19 protein-coding genes are annotated in these 18,682 nt (G+C 73.1%); 6 read left to right on the top strand and 13 right to left on the bottom strand.

Features of this window, described 5'->3' with window-relative positions:
* Window positions 1-106 precede the first annotated feature (106 nt).
* Window positions 107-1,114: a ketoacyl-ACP synthase III family protein gene (locus P3T41_RS25325; RefSeq protein ID WP_280692622.1), complete on the bottom strand. Its 1,008-nt coding sequence runs from the start codon at window positions 1,112-1,114 to the stop codon at window positions 107-109.
* Between the two features lie 57 nt (window positions 1,115-1,171).
* Window positions 1,172-2,053, bottom strand: a complete 882-nt coding sequence (locus P3T41_RS25320) for a 4'-phosphopantetheinyl transferase superfamily protein (protein WP_280692620.1) — start codon at window positions 2,051-2,053, stop codon at window positions 1,172-1,174.
* A gap of 156 nt (window positions 2,054-2,209) precedes the next feature.
* Between P3T41_RS25320 and P3T41_RS25315 the strand changes: the two genes are divergently transcribed.
* Window positions 2,210-2,680, top strand: a complete 471-nt coding sequence (locus P3T41_RS25315; protein ID WP_280692618.1) for a hypothetical protein — start codon at window positions 2,210-2,212, stop codon at window positions 2,678-2,680.
* 109 nt (window positions 2,681-2,789) lie between these two features.
* Here the strand turns inward: P3T41_RS25315 and P3T41_RS25310 are convergent, their stop codons facing one another.
* Both P3T41_RS25310 and P3T41_RS25305 read right to left on the bottom strand, forming a co-directional pair.
* Window positions 2,790-3,170, bottom strand: coding sequence for a nuclear transport factor 2 family protein (locus tag P3T41_RS25310; RefSeq protein WP_280692616.1), 381 nt, complete (start codon window positions 3,168-3,170; stop codon window positions 2,790-2,792).
* 60 nt (window positions 3,171-3,230) lie between these two features.
* Window positions 3,231-4,082, bottom strand: a complete 852-nt coding sequence (locus tag P3T41_RS25305) for an NAD(P)H-binding protein (RefSeq protein ID WP_280692614.1) — start codon at window positions 4,080-4,082, stop codon at window positions 3,231-3,233.
* Between the two features lie 180 nt (window positions 4,083-4,262).
* Between P3T41_RS25305 and P3T41_RS25300 the strand changes: the two genes are divergently transcribed.
* The gene (locus tag P3T41_RS25300; protein ID WP_280692612.1) at window positions 4,263-4,580 is read left to right on the top strand and encodes a helix-turn-helix domain-containing protein; all 318 of its coding nucleotides are present in this window, start codon (window positions 4,263-4,265) and stop codon (window positions 4,578-4,580) included.
* A gap of 90 nt (window positions 4,581-4,670) precedes the next feature.
* On the opposite strand, the gene P3T41_RS25295 is transcribed toward P3T41_RS25300, so the two are convergent.
* The 6 genes from P3T41_RS25295 to P3T41_RS25270 form a co-directional block, all read right to left on the bottom strand.
* Window positions 4,671-5,486: an AfsR/SARP family transcriptional regulator gene (locus P3T41_RS25295; RefSeq protein ID WP_280692611.1), complete on the bottom strand. Its 816-nt coding sequence runs from the start codon at window positions 5,484-5,486 to the stop codon at window positions 4,671-4,673.
* A 33-nt stretch (window positions 5,487-5,519) separates the two neighbouring features.
* Entirely contained in the window at window positions 5,520-6,356 is an 837-nt protein-coding gene (locus P3T41_RS25290) for a 4'-phosphopantetheinyl transferase superfamily protein (protein WP_280692609.1), read from the bottom strand.
* A complete protein-coding gene (locus tag P3T41_RS25285) occupies window positions 6,353-8,161 on the bottom strand; it encodes an acyl-CoA dehydrogenase (RefSeq protein ID WP_280692607.1) in 1,809 nt (602 codons plus the stop codon). Before P3T41_RS25285 ends, P3T41_RS25290 begins: the two co-directional genes overlap by 4 nt.
* Before the next feature lie 198 nt (window positions 8,162-8,359).
* On the bottom strand, window positions 8,360-8,632 hold the full coding sequence (locus P3T41_RS25280; protein WP_280692606.1) for an acyl carrier protein: 273 nt from the start codon (window positions 8,630-8,632) through the stop codon (window positions 8,360-8,362).
* A gap of 37 nt (window positions 8,633-8,669) precedes the next feature.
* Window positions 8,670-9,947, bottom strand: coding sequence for an acyltransferase domain-containing protein (locus P3T41_RS25275; RefSeq protein ID WP_280692604.1), 1,278 nt, complete (start codon window positions 9,945-9,947; stop codon window positions 8,670-8,672).
* Between the two features lie 219 nt (window positions 9,948-10,166).
* Entirely contained in the window at window positions 10,167-10,985 is an 819-nt protein-coding gene (locus P3T41_RS25270; protein ID WP_280692603.1) for an AfsR/SARP family transcriptional regulator, read from the bottom strand.
* Between the two features lie 314 nt (window positions 10,986-11,299).
* Between P3T41_RS25270 and P3T41_RS25265 the strand changes: the two genes are divergently transcribed.
* The 4 genes from P3T41_RS25265 to P3T41_RS25250 all read left to right on the top strand — a co-directional run bounded on the left by P3T41_RS25265 (window position 11,300) and on the right by P3T41_RS25250 (window position 16,733).
* Window positions 11,300-11,539, top strand: a complete 240-nt coding sequence (locus P3T41_RS25265) for a hypothetical protein (protein WP_280692601.1) — start codon at window positions 11,300-11,302, stop codon at window positions 11,537-11,539.
* On the top strand, window positions 11,536-13,833 hold the full coding sequence (locus P3T41_RS25260) for a TOMM precursor leader peptide-binding protein (protein ID WP_280692600.1): 2,298 nt from the start codon (window positions 11,536-11,538) through the stop codon (window positions 13,831-13,833). The genes P3T41_RS25265 and P3T41_RS25260 overlap by 4 nt, the downstream gene beginning before the upstream one ends.
* 46 nt (window positions 13,834-13,879) lie before the next feature.
* Complete coding sequence (locus tag P3T41_RS25255) at window positions 13,880-15,355, top strand: SagB family peptide dehydrogenase (RefSeq protein ID WP_280692598.1); 1,476 nt, start codon at window positions 13,880-13,882, stop codon at window positions 15,353-15,355.
* A 238-nt stretch (window positions 15,356-15,593) separates the two neighbouring features.
* Window positions 15,594-16,733 (top strand): histidine kinase, encoded by a 1,140-nt coding sequence (locus P3T41_RS25250; protein WP_280692596.1) that lies wholly within the window; start codon window positions 15,594-15,596, stop codon window positions 16,731-16,733.
* Here the strand turns inward: P3T41_RS25250 and P3T41_RS25245 are convergent.
* The 3 genes from P3T41_RS25245 to P3T41_RS25235 form a co-directional block, all read right to left on the bottom strand.
* Window positions 16,675-17,268: a response regulator transcription factor gene (locus P3T41_RS25245; protein ID WP_280692594.1), complete on the bottom strand. Its 594-nt coding sequence runs from the start codon at window positions 17,266-17,268 to the stop codon at window positions 16,675-16,677. The two genes, P3T41_RS25250 and P3T41_RS25245, sit on opposite strands and share 59 nt — an antisense overlap.
* Before the next feature lie 139 nt (window positions 17,269-17,407).
* Window positions 17,408-17,635: a hypothetical protein gene (locus P3T41_RS25240; RefSeq protein ID WP_280692593.1), complete on the bottom strand. Its 228-nt coding sequence runs from the start codon at window positions 17,633-17,635 to the stop codon at window positions 17,408-17,410.
* A gap of 16 nt (window positions 17,636-17,651) precedes the next feature.
* On the bottom strand, window positions 17,652-18,629 hold the full coding sequence (locus P3T41_RS25235; RefSeq protein WP_280692591.1) for an acyltransferase domain-containing protein: 978 nt from the start codon (window positions 18,627-18,629) through the stop codon (window positions 17,652-17,654).
* Window positions 18,630-18,682 lie beyond the last annotated feature (53 nt).

The raw sequence follows: 18,682 nt of genomic DNA, 5'->3' as shown, positions 1-18,682 counted from the left end.
TGCCTTCGCTCGGTGCCGCACCTGTGCCGTCCTCTCCCCGTCGTGAATGCCGTGCTGCTGAAGCCTCGTCAGTATTCGCACGCCCGCTCGAAGCAGGCTCGATCCCTCAGTCGAGCAACTCGACCACGGCGCAGCTCCAGCTGAACCCGGCACCGATCCCCGCCAGCAGGCAGCGCTGCCCGGGGCGCAGCGCGCCGCTGGTGCGCAGCCGGTCGAGGCCGGCGAACTGGTCGGCCGCGCCCAGGTGGCCGACCGAGCGGCTCCACTGCCAGGTGGAGCGGGACGGGTCGATGCCGAACGGATCGAAGAAGGTCGCCGTGAGCCGGCGCCGGCCCAGGTGCGGCAGCACGAACCAGTCGATCTCAGCGAGTTCGGTCTCCGCCTCGGCCAGCGCCGTCTTGATCGCCGCGCGCTGCCCCGCCGAGACCCGGCCGACGCAGAACGAGGTGCTCACCCGCGCGAAGTAGGCCTGCTTGGCCCGCTCCAGATCGATCACCGGGCGTTGCTCGAAGGGAGCCGCGCCGAACGGGTCGTCGCCCCGGTGCATGCCTTCCAGCTCCGGGTCGGAGACGGTGACCACGCTGCGCAGCCGGGCGAAGCCGCCACGCCGGGAGAGCAGCAGGGCCGCACCGCCGTCCGCGTAGAGGGTGCCTGGGTCGCCGGTCCAGCGGTCGAAGCCTGGCGGGCAGAACCGGTCGCCGGCGGTGAGCAACGCGCCGTCCAGCTCGGCCGAGCCGGCCAGGTAGCCGGCGGCGAGCTGCAGCGCGGCCATGCCGCCGTTGGAGAGCTGGCGGACCTCGATCGCCGGGCAGGGCTCGGCGAGCAGCTCGCGCTGCAGGTAGGAGGCGGGCGCCCACAGGTCGTGGCCCTGGTAGTAGACGCTGGCGTGCAGCAGCAGGTCGACCTTCACCTGCGGGGCGCCGGCCAGTGCGGCGCGGGCGGCGGCCACCGCGAACTCGGGTCCGGAGGTGCCGTCCGAGACGGTGACCGCGAGCGCCTCGGTCTGGCGGGCGGTGCGGGCGTCGAGCAGGCCCTGCTCGACCGCCGCCGCGACGGCGCTGGGGGCGGGCAGGCTGCTGCCGTGGCCCGCGAGGTAGATGGACTCGTGCCGCACGACGCCTCCCTGGCCGGGCCGGCTCGGCCCCGCCGACGGCGGTGCGGCCCGTGCCGGTCATGGTCCGGCGCGCAGCTCGAAGGGCAGTGGAGCGGCGGCCGGTTCGACCCCGGACGGCAACCCGGTGCGGCCCTCGCCGAGATCGCCGAGGGCGACGCTGGCCAGGTAGCGGCCGTCCACCAGGCCGGTGCCGAAGCTCCAGCAGGCCCCGTCCACCGCCTGCCGCTCCGGCGTCGCGACGGCCTTGGTGGCCCCGGCCGGCTCGGACGGCTCAGACGCCTCGGACAGGTCCGGCGGGCCGTGGAGCGGGAAGCCGAAGCGGGTGAAGCGCAGCCGCAGGCCCGCGCCGATCGCCTTGCTGTAGGCCTCCTTCAGGGTCCACAGGCGCACCAGCGCGTCGTTGCGCCGCTCGGCGGGCAGCGCCTCCAGTGCCGCGCGCTCCTGGTCGGTGCAGGCGTACAGCTCGACCCCGGTGCCGTACATCCGACGGGTCGCGGCCTCCGCGTCGACCCCGATCACGCCGCGCCGGCTCAGGCCCACCAGCATCAGGCGCTCGGTGTGGCTGAGGCTGATGTCCAGTTGCTCGCAGCCACGCAGGTAGGGCCGGCCGCCCAGCCGGTAGGCCACGTCCAGCAGGTGCGGCGGGCAGTCGAAGACCGCGGCGGCCGTGGCCTTGAGCAGCAGCCGGGAGGCGACGAAGCGCGCCCGGGCCTCGGGGTGGCCCAGGCCGCGCTGGCGGATCCAGTCGCGGCCGAGCAGCGGGCGCAGCTCCGGGGCGTCCAGGTCCTCGGGCAGCCAGTCGTCCCGCCGGCCGTAGACGAGCGCCACGCCCCGGTGCGCCATCGACTCCCTGACCCGGTGCCAGGGGCCGTGCCGGCCGGGCGCCAGGTACGGGACCCCGACCAGCGTCGCCAGCTCCTGCGCCGATCCGAACGCCATGGCCATGACTACCCTTCACCTACCGTGGACAAAGTGCCACCCTGGCACCGCCCGCTCGAAGAATGCTTGACCCACGAAGCTTCCAGCCAGCCTTTAGTGCCGCCTGCCAGCCTGCGGCTCCCGACCACCGGACCATCGTCTCAGGGAGTAACGCTCATGGCCCTCAAGCGGATTCAGCTTCTCGTGGCCGCCGCGGCACTGACCGCCGGCACCCTCGCCGTGACCTCGGCCGCCACCGCACAGGCCACTGCCCCGACCACCGGCCGGACCGCCACGCAGACCGACCGGGCCTGCGCCGGGCTGCTCGGCAAGTCGCTGGACATCACCTTCGACAACGGCCTGGAGATGAAGTTCGACTACGCCGCCGACGGCACCCAGCTCACCGGCACGGTGCTCGCGGTCGGTGACTCGGGCGGCAACGTCGGGGTGACCAACACCGTGCCCGACTCGCTCGCCACCATCGCGAAGAACGTCTACTTCACCAGCTGGAACGAGCACGGCGGGCTCACCGTCAGCCTGACCGAGGACCTCAAGTCGGGCACCGCGCAGGCCTACTGGTCCTTCCCCAGCGGCGGCGACGTGCGGGTCGGGCAGCTGCACGCCGGCACCATCCGCTGCCTGAGCTGACCGGGCGCGGGACGGGACGGAAGCACAACGGCACAGCGCCACGCGCACCCTGACAGGCTCGCGTGGCGCTGGGGTCAGATGAGCGGCAGATCCCGGAGCATCACCGGGGTCAGCTGAAGAAGGCGTTCATTCCCGGGACGTCGGAGGCGAAGGTCTCCACCTCGGCGATGAGCCCGTCGCGCAGGCGGCAGACCGTGGCGAGGTGCTCGTCGAGGACGAGCTCACCACGGCGTGCGGTGTTGTGCTGGGACAGGACCATGTTCTCTCGGCTCGTCAGGATGTGCAGCAGTTCGAAACGGACGCCGTAGCCGGCGACCTTCTGGAGTTGGGCGATGACGGCGTCGGCACCGGCGGCGGTGCCGGAGATGGCGTGGTCGCCCGGCAGGGTCCAGGTCGCGTCGTCGTGCAGGAGGGCGCGGATGGCGGGCCAGTCTCCCGCCTGGAGGGCGGAGTAGAAGCGGGTGCCGAGGGCGTGTGCGGCGTCGTTCACGGGGTTTCCTCTTCGGTTCGCAGACCTGACAACGGCTGGTGTCGGGGCTGATCCCCGCACTCAAGCGGCTGGTGCTGCCCACCGGGCCGCGTGCTCCTGGACGAACTGGGTGAAGCTGCGGGGCGGCTGGCCCGTCAGGTCGAGCACCGCGGTGCTGACCTCGTCTTCGCGGCCGGGCCGGACGCCGGCGTCGGCGGCGGCGAGGATCGCGGCGAACTGCGCGGGTATGCCCGCGGCCCGCAATTCGGCCGCCTGCTGGTCCGCACTCGCGTGGACCACCCGGACCGGCCGTCCGGTGCCGGCGGTGATGATCGCTGCCGCCTCCGGGTAACTCAGCGCCTGCGGGCCGGTGAGCAGGTGGTCACGCTGATCGCCGGGGACTGCGTCGAGGTCGGTCAGCAGGGCAGCGGCGGCTGCCGCGATGTCCCGCACGTCGATCCACCCCACCCGGCCGTCACCGGCGGCGGTGCGGATCTCACCGTCTCGTCGGATCCGCTCGCCCAGCGGGTGCGGGCTCAGGAAGTTCTGCATGAACCCGGACGGGCGCAGCACGACCCCGCCAGGCTGGGCTCGGACCTGGGCGGCCAGTTCCGGCGCCCTGGGGGCAAGGGGGATGGAGGAGCCGAGAAGCACCACCTTGCGCACGCCGAGGCGCTGCGCCTGGGCCAGGAACGGCCCGACCGACGGCATCGGGTCCAGGCTCTGCCCCGGAGGCACCAGGAAGACCCGGTCCTGTCCGGCCAGCGCGGCCGGATGGGTGGCCGGATCGTCCCAGTCGAACCGGATCGCATCCGGGTCGTCGGCGGCCGGGTTGCGGCTGGCCACCCGAACCGGCACGCCTTGGCCGCGCAGCAGACTCACCAGCTCGCGACCGGTCTTCCCGGTGCCGCCGGTCACCAGTACGCCGGTCATCGGGTCGGCTCCTCGGAAGTACTCGGCACGGTGTCTCCTTCAATCAGGGCCGACAGGAACGGGCCGAAGGCGAGGACGAGTTGCCGCACCGTCGACACATCGTTTGATGCTTGTCGAAGCATCACGAGATGTGACGGTAGGCTGAACTTCGATGCACGTCAAACGATGAGGAGGCGACGGATGCCGCGCGCACTACCCGAACCCTCGGTCGACTCCTTCGACCTCACGGTCATTCTCAGCGCGCTGGCCGAACCGGGCAGGCGAGCGTTGATGACCGAGCTGTATCGCGGTTCGGAGCCGATCGACTGCGCAGTCATCGCCGAGAAGGCCGACCTCGGCCTGAGCAGCCCGACGATCTCCCATCACTACCGCGTCCTGCGGGAGGCGGGCCTGATCAGGACCATCGCAGAAGGACGCAAGCGGATCGTCACAGTGCGCCGCCTCGACATGGAGGCGCGTTTCCCCGGCCTGCTGAGCGCGGTGCTCACGGGGCGATGAGCGAGTCTTCTGCCGTCTTGCCCTTTGGGCATCACGGGCGGATCCAGCGCATCAAACGCCCTCTCGGACGTAGCCGACCCGGCGATTCGCCTACGGCACCAACTGCGCGACCCGCAGGTCCACTTCGTGCTCCGGCCCGGCGCCGAGGATGGCCCGCTCCAACTCCCTCAGCCGCAGGCCTGGTTCGGCACCCAGTTCGGCGACCAGTTGCCCGCGCAGCCGCCGGAAGGCACCGAGCGCGTCCACGCTGCGCCCGCACCGGTGCAGCACCCGCATGTACTGCTCGCAGAACCGCTCGTTCAACGGGTATTCGGTGGTCAACGCGGCCAGCTCTCCTACCAGTTCGCTGTGCCGGCCGATCGCCAGCGCGGCCTCGGTGCGCCGCTCGACCAGGGCGATCCGGCGGTCCTCCAGGTAGCGTGCCTCGGCCTGCAGTCGGGGTCCGAACTCGACGTCCAGCAGCACCGGTCCCCGCCACAGCCGGTCGGCCTCGCGCAGCAGCCGCTGCGCGCTCGCCGGGTCACCCAACTCCAGTGCCCGCAGGCCGAGTTGTCCCAGTCGGTCGAACTCGGTCAGGTCGCAGGCCTCCGGCGGGGCGGCCAGCTGGTAGCCACCGTAGGCGGTGCGCAGCAGGCCCTTGGCGCCGCCGTCCGGATCGGCCGTGCCGGCCAGCGCCGCCTCCAGCAGCCGGCGCAGTTGCAGGATGTAGGTCTGCAGCGTGGTGAGCGCGCTGGCCGGCGGGTGGCCGTCCCAGAGCTCCTCCAGAATCACCGGCACCGGAACCACCTGGCCCGCCCGCACCGCCAGCAGCGCCAGCACGTTCCGGGGCTTGGCCGCGCTCGGCACCACCGAGGTACCGTGCACGGTCACCGCCAGCGGGCCGAGTACGCCGATCCGTACGTTCATCCTGGGCACTCCTCTCACACGTCATCAGCCCGATCAGCCCGAGCCGCCCGCCACCCGCAGCGCCCGCTGGATCGCCCCGAGCATCCGGGTGTCCAGGGTGGTGGCCGCCCTGGTGTCGCTGATCCGGCCGCGGCCCGCGTCGTGCAGGGCCAGCCCGGCCAGGTGGCGCTCGCCCACCCGCAGCGAGCGGAAGGACCACGCGTCACGGTCGGCCGGGGTGCCGTCGGCGCGCCGCAGCCGCGGCGGCTCCTCGTCCACCTGGAAGCCGAACTCGGTGAAAGGAAAGTACATCCCCTGCCCAAGTGCCTTGGTATAAGCCTCCTTGAGCGTCCACTGCCGCACCAGCCGCCGGTTGCGGTCCGCCTCGTCGGTGGCCGCGAGCAGCCGCACCTCGTCCGGGGTGCACATCTGCTGCTCGCCGCCGCTGCCGTAGAGGCGGCGGTCGGCGGACTCGACGTCGACCCCGATCAGCCCCAGGGTGCTCAGGCCCACCAGCATCAGGTCGCCGGTGTGGCTGAGGTTGAGGTCCACCTGGTCGCAGCCGCGCACGTAGAGCCGCCCGGTCAGCGCGTAGCCGAACTCCAGCTCCTGCGGCGGCACGCCGACCGCGCGGGCGGCCAGTTGCTTGAGCAGCGCCCGGGTGGCCAGGAAGCGGTCGGCGGACTTGCGGCCGCTGCGGGCCTGGTACTTCTCCCAGTCCCGGCCGAGCAGCGCCCGCAGCTCGGCCTCGCCGGGCAGCGCGGCCAGCCACTGGGTGATCGAGCCGTAGGCCAGCGCCACCCCGTGCGCCTGAAGGTCCCGGTCCACCGGGTCCCACGGGCCGTCAGGTCCGGCGACCGCCCGGGGTTCGAGCAGCGCGGCGGTGCTCATGCGAGCGGGAGGTCGTAGAGGTCGAGCGAGCGGTTCTCGGCGGTGCGGCGCAGCACCTCGGCGCACAGGCCCACCTCGACGGCCGGCGGCAGCGCCGGGGTCCGGCGGCCGAGCCGGCGCAGCAGCCGGTCCAGGGCCAGCGCCAGCCACTGCGGTTGGGCACTGAACGCCTCGTGCCGCGGGTCGGCGTTCAGCTGGACGCCGAGGCAGCAGATCGCGGAGATCGCCAGCGCGTACCGGTCGGTGAGCGGGAAGGAGCGCACCGAGGCGGCGAACTCGTGCTCGTCATCCGGGAGTTCGAGCGCGGCCCGGCGGATCTCGGCGAGTTCGGCGACCAGCAGCTCGCTCTGCTCGCGCAGCAGTTCGCCCAGCTCCTGCGGTGCCCGGATGGCGATCACCCGGGCCGCCTCGGCGGCGTAGGCGGCCAGACCGTCCTGGCCGCCGAAGCTGGCCAGCCGGTCGGAGTCGATCGGCGGGACCGGGCCGTACGGGGTGAACAGGCTGCCGGGCGCGGCCCGGTCGGCCGTCCACTCGGCCGCCGCGATGCCCGGCAGGCACGGCGCGATGGTGGCCTGGCACATCGCGGTGCTGACGTGCCCGAAGGTGATCATGGCCAGGTCGCGGACGTGCTTCTGGAAGATCGCGTGGTCCCCGTTGCGGGCGTGGAAGGCGTCGCCCATCACCACCGAGAGGTGGTAGAGCGCCTCGCCGGCCAGCTTGGGCACCAGGTACTTGCCCACCGCCGACAGCACGTTGGACTGCTCCGGGATCAGGTGCAGCGCCCGGGTCGCGGTGAGCGTGAGGCTGTCGCAGATCAGCAGGTCGACGAAGGTGCCGGCGAGCGCGTTGCGGGCCATCGGCACCTCGGTCACCGGGCGGCTGAAGGCCCGTTGGTCGACCGCGAACCGGGTGGCGGTGCGCAGCGCGGTGTCGGCCAGGCCCACGCACATGGCCGGCACGGTCGCGTGGATCACCGGGAAGGCCCGCAGGCCCAGTTCGACGCCGCGGCCCCACTGGCCGAGCAGCGCGTCGTCCGCCAGCGGGGCGTCGGCGAACTCCAGGCCGCAGATCCGCAGGCCGCGCACCGCGTCGGTGCGGTGCCGGCCCAGCCGGCGCACCCGCTCGGCGGGCAGCTCGGCCATCGGAACCAGCAGCAGCGAGTGGGTGCCGCTCTCGCCCCCCTCTCCTTCGGCGTCGTCCCGCTCGGCGTTGTCGGCCCCGCTGCGCGCGAAGGCGATCAACAGGTCGGCCGTCTCGGCGTTGTTGACGGCGGCCTTGCGCCCGGCGATCGCCAGGCCCGCGGCGGTGCGCTTGGCCCGGAACTCGTCGTTGACGAAGTCGTTGCCGTGCGCCAGCTGTTGGAAGGCGACGGTGGCCAGGCCGCCGTTCAGCAGAGTCTCGGCGGTGCGCCGGCACTGAGCGGCGTCGCCGTTCAGCCAGACCACCATGGAGCCCATGAAGGAGGTGAGCGCGGTGCCCATCGCGAGCGTCACGTCGCGGCGGAACATCGGGCGCATCAGCAGGCCGAGACCGTCCAGGCCGACCAGCCGGCCGCCCAGTTCGGCGGGCACGAACTCGGCGTTCAGGCCGAGTTGCGCGTATCGCTTGACGCCTTCGACCGACAGCTCGCCCTCGTCGTCGGCGGCGAGCAGCGCGCTGAAGCCGACCGGGTTGTTGCGGTCCCAGGGATCGCCGAAACCCTCCTCGATCTCGGCCAGCCGCGCCCGCAGCACGGTGCGACGGGCGGCGCGGGCGGCGTGCGCGTCATCGGCCGTCGGGTCGGCCCGTCCCAGCAGATCCGTCACGGCTACCCCCAGCTCCTCGTTCCAGCCCAAGCCGGCGGACCGCGGACCGCGGTCGCACCGGCACTTGCGGCCAGCATGGCGCGCGGGTGCGGAGGGTGGCTTCAGCCCACCTCGAGGATCGGTCGGGTGTGTGTCGGGTCTGCGCTGGTCAGGCCGGGTGGCTCGGCGGCCGGTCAGGCCGGGTGGCCGTGCCGCCGGTCAGGCCGGGTGGCTCTGCCGGCCGAAGAGCACGCTGATCATCTCCAGCAGCATCCGCGGCGTCTCCGCCTCCACCACCAACTCCTCGGGTACCGCGATCTGGTAGGTCCTGGCCAGTACTCCGACCGCCTGGAGCACCGCGAGCGAGTCCAGCCCCAGCTCGTAGAAGCTCTCGTCGAGCAACTCCTCGCTCAGCTCGGTGCAGGACTCCTCACCGCCGCAGGCGGCCAGGATCCGGGACAGCTCGATCAGTCCCACCTGCGGTGTCGGCATGCCGGCCGTCCTCTCGGGTTCGGGGGCCACGGGCCGGTCAGCCCAGCCGGTGAATGGCGTCGAGATCGAGGTCCTGCCCCGCGGTCCACAGCCGAGCCGCCGCCGCCAGCACGCTGCGCCGGTCGTGCGCCGCGTTGCGCGGCCGGGCGCTGAGCATCGCGACCGCCTGGCTCGGGCCCTTGAGGAAGGCCGGGTGGCGGCGGATCAGGCTGTAGAGCCCCTGGCCCGGACCGGCCTCCAGGCAGAGGTGCCCGCCGGAGGCGAAGAGCGTGTCGAAGGTGGCCCGCAACTGCACCGGGCGGGTCGGCTGCCGGGCCCAGAAGCCCGGATCCACCGCCTCACCGGGCGCCATCAGCGCGGCCGTGGAGGCCGACAGCACCGGGATGGCCGGCGGCAGCAGGGCCACCCGCTCGAAGGCCCGGGCCGCCTCGGCGCAGGCCGCCGCGACCACCGGGCTGTGGTAGGCGACGCTGGCCCGCACCGGCATGCAGCTCAACTGGGCCGCGCGCAGCGCCTCGGCGGCCCGCGCCAGGCCCTGCCTGGTCCCCGAGATCACCGTCTGGTTGGGGCTGTTCACCGCCGCCACCGCGACGTCCGGCGGCAGGTGCGGCGCCACCTGGTCGGCGCCGGCCGCCACCGCCACCATCCCGCCGGCCGGCGCCTGGGCCAGCCGCTCGGCCTGCGCGCCGATCACCTCGACGGCGGCCGGCAGGCTGAGCACGCCCGCCAGGGTGGCGGCCGCGTGCTCGCCGATGCCCTGGCCGAGCAGCAGTCCGGGGCGGATGCCCCAGCTGCTCAGCAGCCGGCCGAGCGCCAGGTCGAGCGCGAAGATCAGCGGCAGCGCGCGCTCGACGTGGTCGATCGGCAGCCGCGGGTTCTCGGCCAGCCAGTCGTCGCGGACCCGGTCGCCGGCCGGGCCGAGCAGCGCGAACACCTCGTCCACGGCCTCGGTGAAGACCTGCTCGTGGCCGTAGAGCCCGAGCGCCATCCGCGGGTGCTGGGCGCCCTGCCCGGGCAGCAGCATGGCCACCGGGCGCGGCTGCCCGACCTCGCCGACGAAGACGCCGGGGCCCTGCGCATCGAGCGCGGCCAGCGCCTCCTGCGGGTCGGCGGCCACCAGCGCGCCGCGCGCCGGCCCGGGCGCGGCGGCGCCCCAGGCGTCGGCCACCCCGGCGAAACCCGCCTCGCCGCGCGCCTTGATCCAGCGGCGCAGGCTGACCCGCAGCGCGGCCTCGTCCTGCGCGCAGGCGGCCGACCAGACCAGCAGCCGGACGGGCTGGGGCATGCGGCGTGGGGAACCGACGGTACGCAGCATGGGTGCCTCCTCTCCTCTCCCTGCGCTGGGGGACGCGGGGTTGGGCGTCGGGGGGGGGTTGGGCGTCGGGGGTTGGGCGTCATGGTTGGGCGTCGGAGGGCGAGCGTCAGGGGTTGGCCTTCACCCGCGCCGAACGGCCGCCTACCCCGGGCCACTTGAGTGGACCGGGGACGGCGACGATGCAGAACAGTCTTTGGACAGACGATAACTGACGTGTCGTCAGACGACCATCCGGCCGGGCCTGCCCCGATCCTGGCGCACCGGGGTCTCCAGTGCCGGGTCGGAGGAGAGGATGGCCCGCTGGAGCTGTTGCAGCCGTGGCGAGGGCTCCAGGCCGAACTCGTTGACCAGCGTGCCGCGCAGTCTCTTGAAGACGTCCAGCGCGTGCCACTGCCGACCCGACCGGTAGAGCGCGATCATGTGCTGGGCGTGCAGGTTCTCGTGCCAGGGGTGCTGCACGGTGAGCACGGCGAGCTCGCTGAGCAGCTTGTGGTGGCGGCCCAGCCGCAGATCGGCGTCGATCCGCCGCTCCAGCACGCCGAGCCGGCTCTCCTCCAGGCGCATCACCTCGATCGCCAGCCGCGCGCCCGGCTGGACGTCGACCAGGACCGGACCGCGCCACTGCGCCAGCGCGCTGCCGAGCAGGCGCGAGGCGGCCTCGTCGTCCCGGGCGTCCAGCGCCTGCTGGCCCGCGCCGGCGAGGCGTTCGTAGGACTGGACGTCCAACTCCTCGGGCCGGATGTCGAGTACGTATCCGTTGTACTGGGTGCGCAGGACGTCCTTGGCACAGCGCGTCGGGTCGGCGCTCAGTGCGCTGTCCAGGCGCCTGCGCAGTTGCAGGATGTAGGTCTGCAGAGTGGTCGGCGCACTGCGTGGCGGCTCCGCGCCCCACAGCTCGTCCATCAGTACGCTCGCCGGTACGATCCGCCCGGACCAGAGCGCGAGCAGCGCGAGGACCTGGCGGGGCTTGCCGGCGGTGGGCACGATGGACTCGTCGCACTCCGTGGCCTCCAACGGGCCGAGAATCTTGATCTCCACAGGATTGCCTCTCCCCCATACCGTCAGCGGGAGCCCTGGGATCCGCGGCCCCGGTCCTGCGGGCCGGTGCAGCGGGCCGATACGGCGGATCACAGCGCCTGAACATCCATCAGGATCGCAACACGGCAGGCAAGTTGCCCAGTGCGCGAGTCATGACAGCGGCATGAGGAAGAACCCGGGCAACCCGTGAAATTCTCACGCCAGGGGGGTGACGCTCCCACTGGTGGGGTGGCGGGGCTCACACCCAGAATTCTGCCCATGGCCCGCTCGGGCCACGCACCACCCAGCCTTGATCGCAGAGTGGAGTGCTCCCTATGAACACGATCAGCTCCAACGCCGATTTCAGAACGCTGTTCACCGCCTACCTCCCGGCACGCGGCAACAAGGAAACCACGCTGGATCTGACCATCGACGCCCTGGACGGCTGGCACCTCCAGGACGGCGCGGCGCTGAACCTCTGCGCCGGGCTCTGCGCGGCGCCCGCCCCGGAACCGCTCGGTGCCGCGCACGCCGCGTTGACCGCCCCGGCTGTGCTCGGCTTCGCCGCGGCATGACCACGGGGCCGGGGGACGGGGGACCGCTGATCGGCTTCCGGCGCGATCTGCGCCCCGAAGTGGTCTCGGGGGAGGCCACTTACCTGTTCTCGGAGCACGGCGTCACCGCCCTGCAGGGCGCGCAGATCGAGGCGCTCGCTCCGCTGCTGGACGGCACCCGGGACATCCCCGGACTGCTGCGGGAGGCACCCGAGAGCGTCTCGCCGCAGCAGATCGGCGACCTGATGGAGCAGTTGGCGGACGCGGGGCTGGTCGCCCTGCGGCCGCCGACGGCCTCCCCCTGCGACGAGCGGGCGATCGCCTACTGGGAGGCGGCCGGCCTGGACAGCGGCCGGGCCGCCGCCCGGGCGGCCACCGGACGGATCCACCTGGCCGCGGTCGGCCGGGTGGACCCGCGCGACGCCGCGGCGGCCTTCGAGGCCGCCGGGCTCGCGGTGGTCGAGGATCCGGGCGACCGGCTGCCCGGCGACCTGACCGTGGCGCTCTGCGACGACTACCTGGCGCCCGGTCTGGCCGCCGTGAACGCCGCTGAACTGGCGGCGGAGCGGGCCTGGTTGATCGCCCGGCCGTACGGCCGGCGGGTCTGGATCGGCCCGGTCTTCCAGCCCGGCGGCGGCTGCTGGAGCTGCCTGGCACACCGGTTGGGCGGCCACCGGCGGGCCGAGGCCCATGTGCAGCAGGCGCTGGGCCGGACCGGACCGGTCCCCCGCCCCACCGCCTCGATCTCGCCGCTGGGCGGCTTCAGCACCCACCTGGTCGCCCTGGAGGCGGTCAAGTGGCTGGCCGGCTACCGCTGTCCGGCCCAGCAGTCGGTGTGGACGCTGGACACCCTGACCATGGAGAGCCGGCACCACCAGCTGCGGGTCCGGCCGCAGTGCCCCACCTGCGGCGACCCGCAGCTGGTCACCGAGCAGCAGTGGCGCCCGGTGGCCCCGCGCTCGCGGCTGAAGACCTGCTACGGCGGCGGCGGGCACCGCGCCCAGCCCCCCGAGCAGGTGCTGGAGACCTACCGGCACCTGATCAGCCCGATCACCGGCGTGGTCAAGGAGATCCGCCGCGACCCGCGCGGCCCTGCCTTCCTCAACTCCTTCCTGGCCGGCGCCAATCCGGCGGCCAACCCGAACAGCCCGAACAGCCTGGCCGCGCTCCGTACCGATCTGCGCAGCAACAACGGCGGCAAGGGGATCAGCGCCGTGCACGGCGAGGTCAGCGCGCTCTGCGAGGCGCTGGAGCGGCACAGCGGCTTCCTGCACGGCGACGAGCCCCGGATCCGGGGCAGCCTGCGGGAGTTGGCCGACCGCGCGGTGCGGCCGCAGGACTGGCTGCTGTTCGACCCGCGCCAGTTCGACGGCCGCCAGGAGTGGAACGCCCGGCACGGCGGCTTCCAGCACGTCCCCGACCCGTTCGGCGAGGACGACGTGGTCGACTGGTCGCCGGTCTGGTCGCTGACCGAGCGCCGGCACAAGCTGCTGCCCACCGCGGCCCTGTACTTCGGGACGCCGCAGCCACCGGGCGCCCGGTTCTTCCACGCCGACTCCAACGGCAACGCCGCCGGCAGCAGCCTGGAAGACGCCATCCTGCAAGGCTTCCTGGAGCTGGTCGAGCGGGACGCGGTCGCGCTCTGGTGGTACAACAGGACCCGGCAGCCGGCCGTCGACCTGACCGCCTTCGAGGATCCGTGGATCACGGAACTGCGCGGCGTGCACGGCGACTTGGGCCGCGAGGTGTGGGCCCTGGAGGTGACCTCGGACTTCGGGATCCCGACCGTGGTGGCGTTCTCCCGGCGCTTCGACAAGCCGGCCCAGGACATCGTCTTCGGCTTCGGCGCGCACTTCGACCCGCGGATCGCGCTGCGCCGCGCGCTCACCGAGGTCAACCAACTGCTCCCGGCCGTGGTCGGCGCCCGCGCCGACGGCAGCGGCTACCAGGGCGGCGACGAGGCGGCCCGCTGGTGGTGGCGGCACGCCACCACCGGCAACCAGCCCTATCTCGCGCCGGATCCGGCGCTCGCCCCGCGCCGCCCGACGGACTACGGCTACACCCCGCGCCGCGACCTGCTCGACGACCTGGACGCCATCCTGGATTTGACGGATCGTCACGGCCTGGAAATGCTGGTGGTGGACCAGACCCGACCGGACATCGGGCTTCCGGTGGTCAAGGTGATCGTCCCCGGACTGCGGCACTTCTGGTCCCGCTTCGCCCCGGGACGGCTCTTCGATGTCCCGGTGGCGCTCGGCCGGTTGGCCACACCTACCCACTACCAGGACCTCAATCCGATCCCGATCTTCGTGTGACACCCCGGCCGGGCGCCGGACCAGAAGGAGCATCCGAGGAGCAGCGATGGACCCGACAGCCAGTGCCCCGGAACAGTGTGCGAGCGCCACCGTGCTGCTGCGGTCGCTGCGCGAGGATGCCCTGGTGGAGCAGGTGTTCGGGCAGGACGCGATCACGGTGCTGACCCGCTGGGGCGAGGTGCCGATCGACCGGCCGGGGCCCGCCGTGCGGGAGGCGCTGCGCCGGATGGCCTTCGGGCCGGTCAACCTGGTCAACGTGCTGGCCGGGCTGTCGATCGGGGACGAGCACGCGGCGGCGCAGCACCGGCGGCTGGCCGAGGTGCTGGACCGGCTGCAGGGCACGGTGATCCAGACCCTGGCGCTGACCGACGGGGAGGGCGCGCTGCTCTCGGTGGTCCCGATCTCCGGCCAGGCCAGCACCACCGTCGCCGCGGTCGACCCCGAACGGCCGCTGCGGCTCTCCCGGTTCGCGACGCTCGGCGCCGGCGGCGGGGAGGCCGTGCTGGAGTCCCCGCTGGCCCTGCACCGGGTGCTGCTGCACCACAGTGACGCGGTGCTGATCGCGGCCGCGCTCACCCGCCCGACCAGCGTCGCGAAGCTGGCCCGCGCCATCGGCCTGCCCGGCGAGGCGATCGGCGCGGTGGTCGCCCACCTGGTGGCCACCGGCATGGTGCTGGTGGGCGAACGCGATCGGCTCGGCGGCCCGCGGTTCGCCGAGGACACCGATCCCGACCTGCTCGGGTGGGCCGAGCACGACCTGCTCTTCCACTCCCGCAGCCGGCTCGGCCGGCACGACGGCGCCTACGGCGCGGTCTTCCCGCAGGGTCAACGGCCGCCGCACGAGCCGGCGGTGAAGCCGCTGCCGCGCGGCAAGTACTTCCCGCTGCCCCGGCCCCCCGAGCGCGGCGCGGCCGAGCCGACCCTGACCGAGGTGCTGGAGTCCCGGCGCCCGGCGGGCCGGCTCGGCGACCACGCGGTCACCGCCGCGCACCTGGGCGAACTGCTGCACCGCGCGGCCCGGGTACGGGAGATGCACGTCGGCGGCCCGGACGAGGCGGCGGCGGGCACCACCACCGACCGGCCCTACCCGAGCACCGGCGACCTGTACGAGCTGGAGCTCTACCTGGTGGTCGGCACCGCCGCCGACCTGCCCCGCGGCATCTACCACTACGATCCGCGCGGCCACGGCCTGACGCTGATCAACACCGCCGAGGAGGCGGTCGCCGAACTGCTCGACGCGGCGATGATGGCCGCCGGGCTGCGGCGGGAGCCACCGGTGCTGATCACCCTCACCGCCCGGTTCGGCCGGCTCTCCTGGGTCTACGGCGGGATGGCCTACGCCACCACGCTCAAGCACGTCGGCATCCTGCTGCAGACCCTCAACCTGGTGGCCACCGCGATGCGGTTGGCCCCGCAACCGGTCGCCTTCGGGGACAGCGACGCGGCGGCCCGGGCCTTCGGCCTGGACTGGCGGCGGGAGTCCAGCGTCGGCGAACTGATCGTCGGCCCGTCGACGGCCTGACTCGATGTCAAACTGCGCGTGAATTGCCGAAGTAGTGGCTGGTTTCTGTGAAAAGACACATGCCGCGTACCCCTTGGAGTAGCTGGTGCGCCGCTACGATGTGTGCCGGTGGGGTGACCTCGGTGGTCAAGGGGGACGGATGTCACGGATGTCACGTCGGGTAGACGCGCACGGTCGCCGCATTCCGGTGGTTGACGACCGGTCCGCTGTCGGGCCCGCGTCGCGACTGTCGCGCACGGTGATCGCCGTCGTCTTCAGCGGCTTCGCGGTGCTGGCCGGTGTGCACACCATGACCCTGAGACCGGGCCTCAGCCAGGTGCTGGTCTTCACCGTCTCGGTCGGCGCCCTGCTGGCCCTGCAACTGATCCACAACACCCGCCTCGCGCCGCGCCCCGGGTCCCGGACCGCCTACGCCACCCTGGCCCTGCAGGCCGCGCTGGTCTACCTGCCGTTCCTGATGTTCGGCAGCGCCTGGGTCGGCATGCCGGGGTTCTTCGCCGGGAACCTGCTGGTGCTCACCGCCGCGCCGGTGAGCTGGGTGCTGTTCGGCCTGGTGGTGGGCACCCAGACCTGGGCGCAGTACCTGGTGACGCCCGACGACGCCTGGTCGATCAGCTACACGCTGATCTCCGCCACCATCACCGGCCTGATCGTCTACGGCATGCTGCGGCTCGGCGACCTGGTGGAGGAGGTCAAGCGGACCCGCGAGGAGCTGGCCCGGATGGCCGTCCAGCAGGAGCGCCTGCGCTTCTCGCAGGACCTGCACGACCTGCTCGGCTACAGCCTCTCCGCCATCACCCTGAAGACCGAACTCACCCGTCGCCTGGTCACCAGCCACCCCGACCGGGCGGGCGACGAGCTGATCGAGATCCTGGAGATATCCCGCCAGGCGCTCTCCGACGTGCGCATGGTGGCCAGCGGCTACCGAGAGATGTCCCTGGACCAGGAGACCCGCTCCGGCTGCTCGGTGCTGGCCGCCGCCGACATCCAGATCGACCTGGACATCTCGCACGACCGGCTGCCGCCGCAGGTCAGCACCGTGCTGGCGACCGTGCTGCGCGAGGGCATCACCAACGTGCTGGGGCACAGCAAGGCCGAGCACTGCGCCATCAGCATCGAGCAGCGCGACCGGAGCGTGTTGCTGCGGATCGTCAACGACGGCGTGCAGCCCGCGCCCCAGGAGCAGCCGGCCCGGCGCGGCACCGGCATCGACAGCCTGCGCTCCCGGGTCGGCCGGCTCGGCGGCCGGCTCACCGCCGCCGTCGGCCCGGACGGCCGCTTCCAGCTGGAAGCCCGGGTCCCGTTGCCGGCCGACGGTGCTACAGCCAGCCCGCCTGGGACGCGATCCGGATCGCGTCGACCCGGTTACGCGCGTTGAGCTTGGTCACGGCGGTGGTCAGGTAGTTGCGCACGGTGCCGGCCGAGAGGTAGAGGCTGGCGGCGATCTCCGCCACCTCCGCGCCGCCGGCGGCCAGCCGCAGCACCTCCGACTCCCGCCCGGTGAGCGGGTTCTCCACCGAGTCCCAGGCGGCCAGGGCCAGTTGCGGGTCGATCACCCGCCGCCCCGCCGCCACCCCGCGGATCGCCTCGGCCAGCCGGTCCGGCGGCGCGTCCTTCAGGATGAAGCCGGCGACCTGGGCGGCCACCGCGCGCCGCAGGTTTCCCGGGCGGCCGAGGCTGGTGAGGATCAGGGTGCGGCAGGACGGCAGTTCCTTGATCAGCTCGGCGGCGGCGGTCAGGCCGTCGATGCCCGGCAGGTCGATGTCGACGATGGCCACATCCGGTCGCCAGTCAAGCGCCCGGGGCACGATCTCGTCGCCCGAGGCCACCTCACCGACCACCTCGATGTCCGGTTCGAGGTTCAGGAGCGCGACCAGCGCCCCGCGGACCATGTTCATGTCCTCTGCCAACATGACCCTGATCAAGCCGGACTCCCCACCTCAGCGCACGGTACAGCTCGCGCGTCCTGAGAGGGTTCTACCATCCAAAGCTGGGAACGCGATCACAATCCACAGCGGTGCGGATACGTTTCACCACCGGCCGTCGCCGGGCTCAGGGCAGCCACTCCAGCGGCGGCCCCAGCCGCTCGGACCGCCGGCCGAGCAACTCGATCTCCCAGTCGTCCCAGTCGCCGCCGCGGCCGTCCTGCCGGTCGAGCGCCAGGCCGCAGTCCCGGCAGCAGTACTCCTCCTCGACCGGGAGCGGCACCGCGAACTGGGCCGCCCCGGCGGTGCCCAGCAGCACGAGCAGCTGGTCCAGCAGCCGGACGAAGGCGGACATCAAGCCCAGCCGCCCGTCAGGCCGGCACCGCGACCGGGCGGCCTGCGGTGAGTTCGGCGGCCAGCGCGGCGAGTTGGTCACCGGTGCCGGCCGGCCCCCGGCAGGCGTTGAAGACCTGGAAGCCGTGCTCCTCGGCCAGCGGCTCCAGCAACCGGGAGAGCACCGGGCGCGGCCCGACCTCGACGATCCGGGTGGCACCCAGTGCGAGCAGCGCCTCGACCCCGTCGGCGAACCGGACGGTGGCGCTGATGTGCCGCACCCAGTAGTCGGCGCTCAACTCCTCGGCCGCCAGCGGTCGGCCCAGCACGGTGGAGACCAGTGCGGTGGCGGCGGGCCGGTGGTCGACGGTGCGGGCCACCGCGCCGAAGTCGTCCAGCATCGGGGCCATCAGCGGCGAGTGGAAGGCGTGCGACACCCGCAGCCTGGTGGCCTTGATGCCGTGCCCGGCCAACCGCTCGCGGATCGCGTCCAGTTGATCGCCGTCGCCGGAGAGCACCACCTCGGCCCGGCTGTTCACGGCGGCGGTGCCGACCAGCGGGTGCGCCGGGATCAGTTCGAGCACCTCGGCCTCGCTCGCCTTGACCGCCAGCATCGCGCCGCCCTCGGGCAGCAGCTCCATGCCCTGCGCCCGAGCGGTGACCAGCCGGGCCGCGTCGGTCAGGCTCAGCGCGCCGGAGAGCACCGCGGCGGCGAACTCGCCGATGCTGTGGCCGAGCAGCAGGTCAGGACGCACACCGAGCTCGCCCAGTGTGGCGCCGAGCGCGTAGCCGATCGCGAAGAGCACCGGCTGGGCGTAGCCGGTCCGGTTGATCAGCGGGTCGGCGGCGCGGACGAAGTCGACCACCGAGCGGTCCAGGCCCGGGCGCAGGGCGGCGTCCGCCTGCTCCAGGTGACGGCGGTAGACGGGACTGGAGTTGTAGAGGCCCACGGTCATCCGTGGCTGCTGGCTGCCCTGGCCGGTGAAGACGAAGGCGGTCGCGGGGGTGGCGGGCACGGTCGGTGCTCCTCTCGCGGAACGGGACTGAAGTCGGCGCACTCGGCGCCGGG

This window comes from Kitasatospora sp. GAS204B (assembly GCF_029892155.1).
GTDB lineage: Bacteria > Actinomycetota > Actinomycetes > Streptomycetales > Streptomycetaceae > Kitasatospora.
The sequence above is the reverse complement of the archived record's forward strand: the minus strand, read 5'-3'. Positions and strand labels throughout refer to the sequence as shown.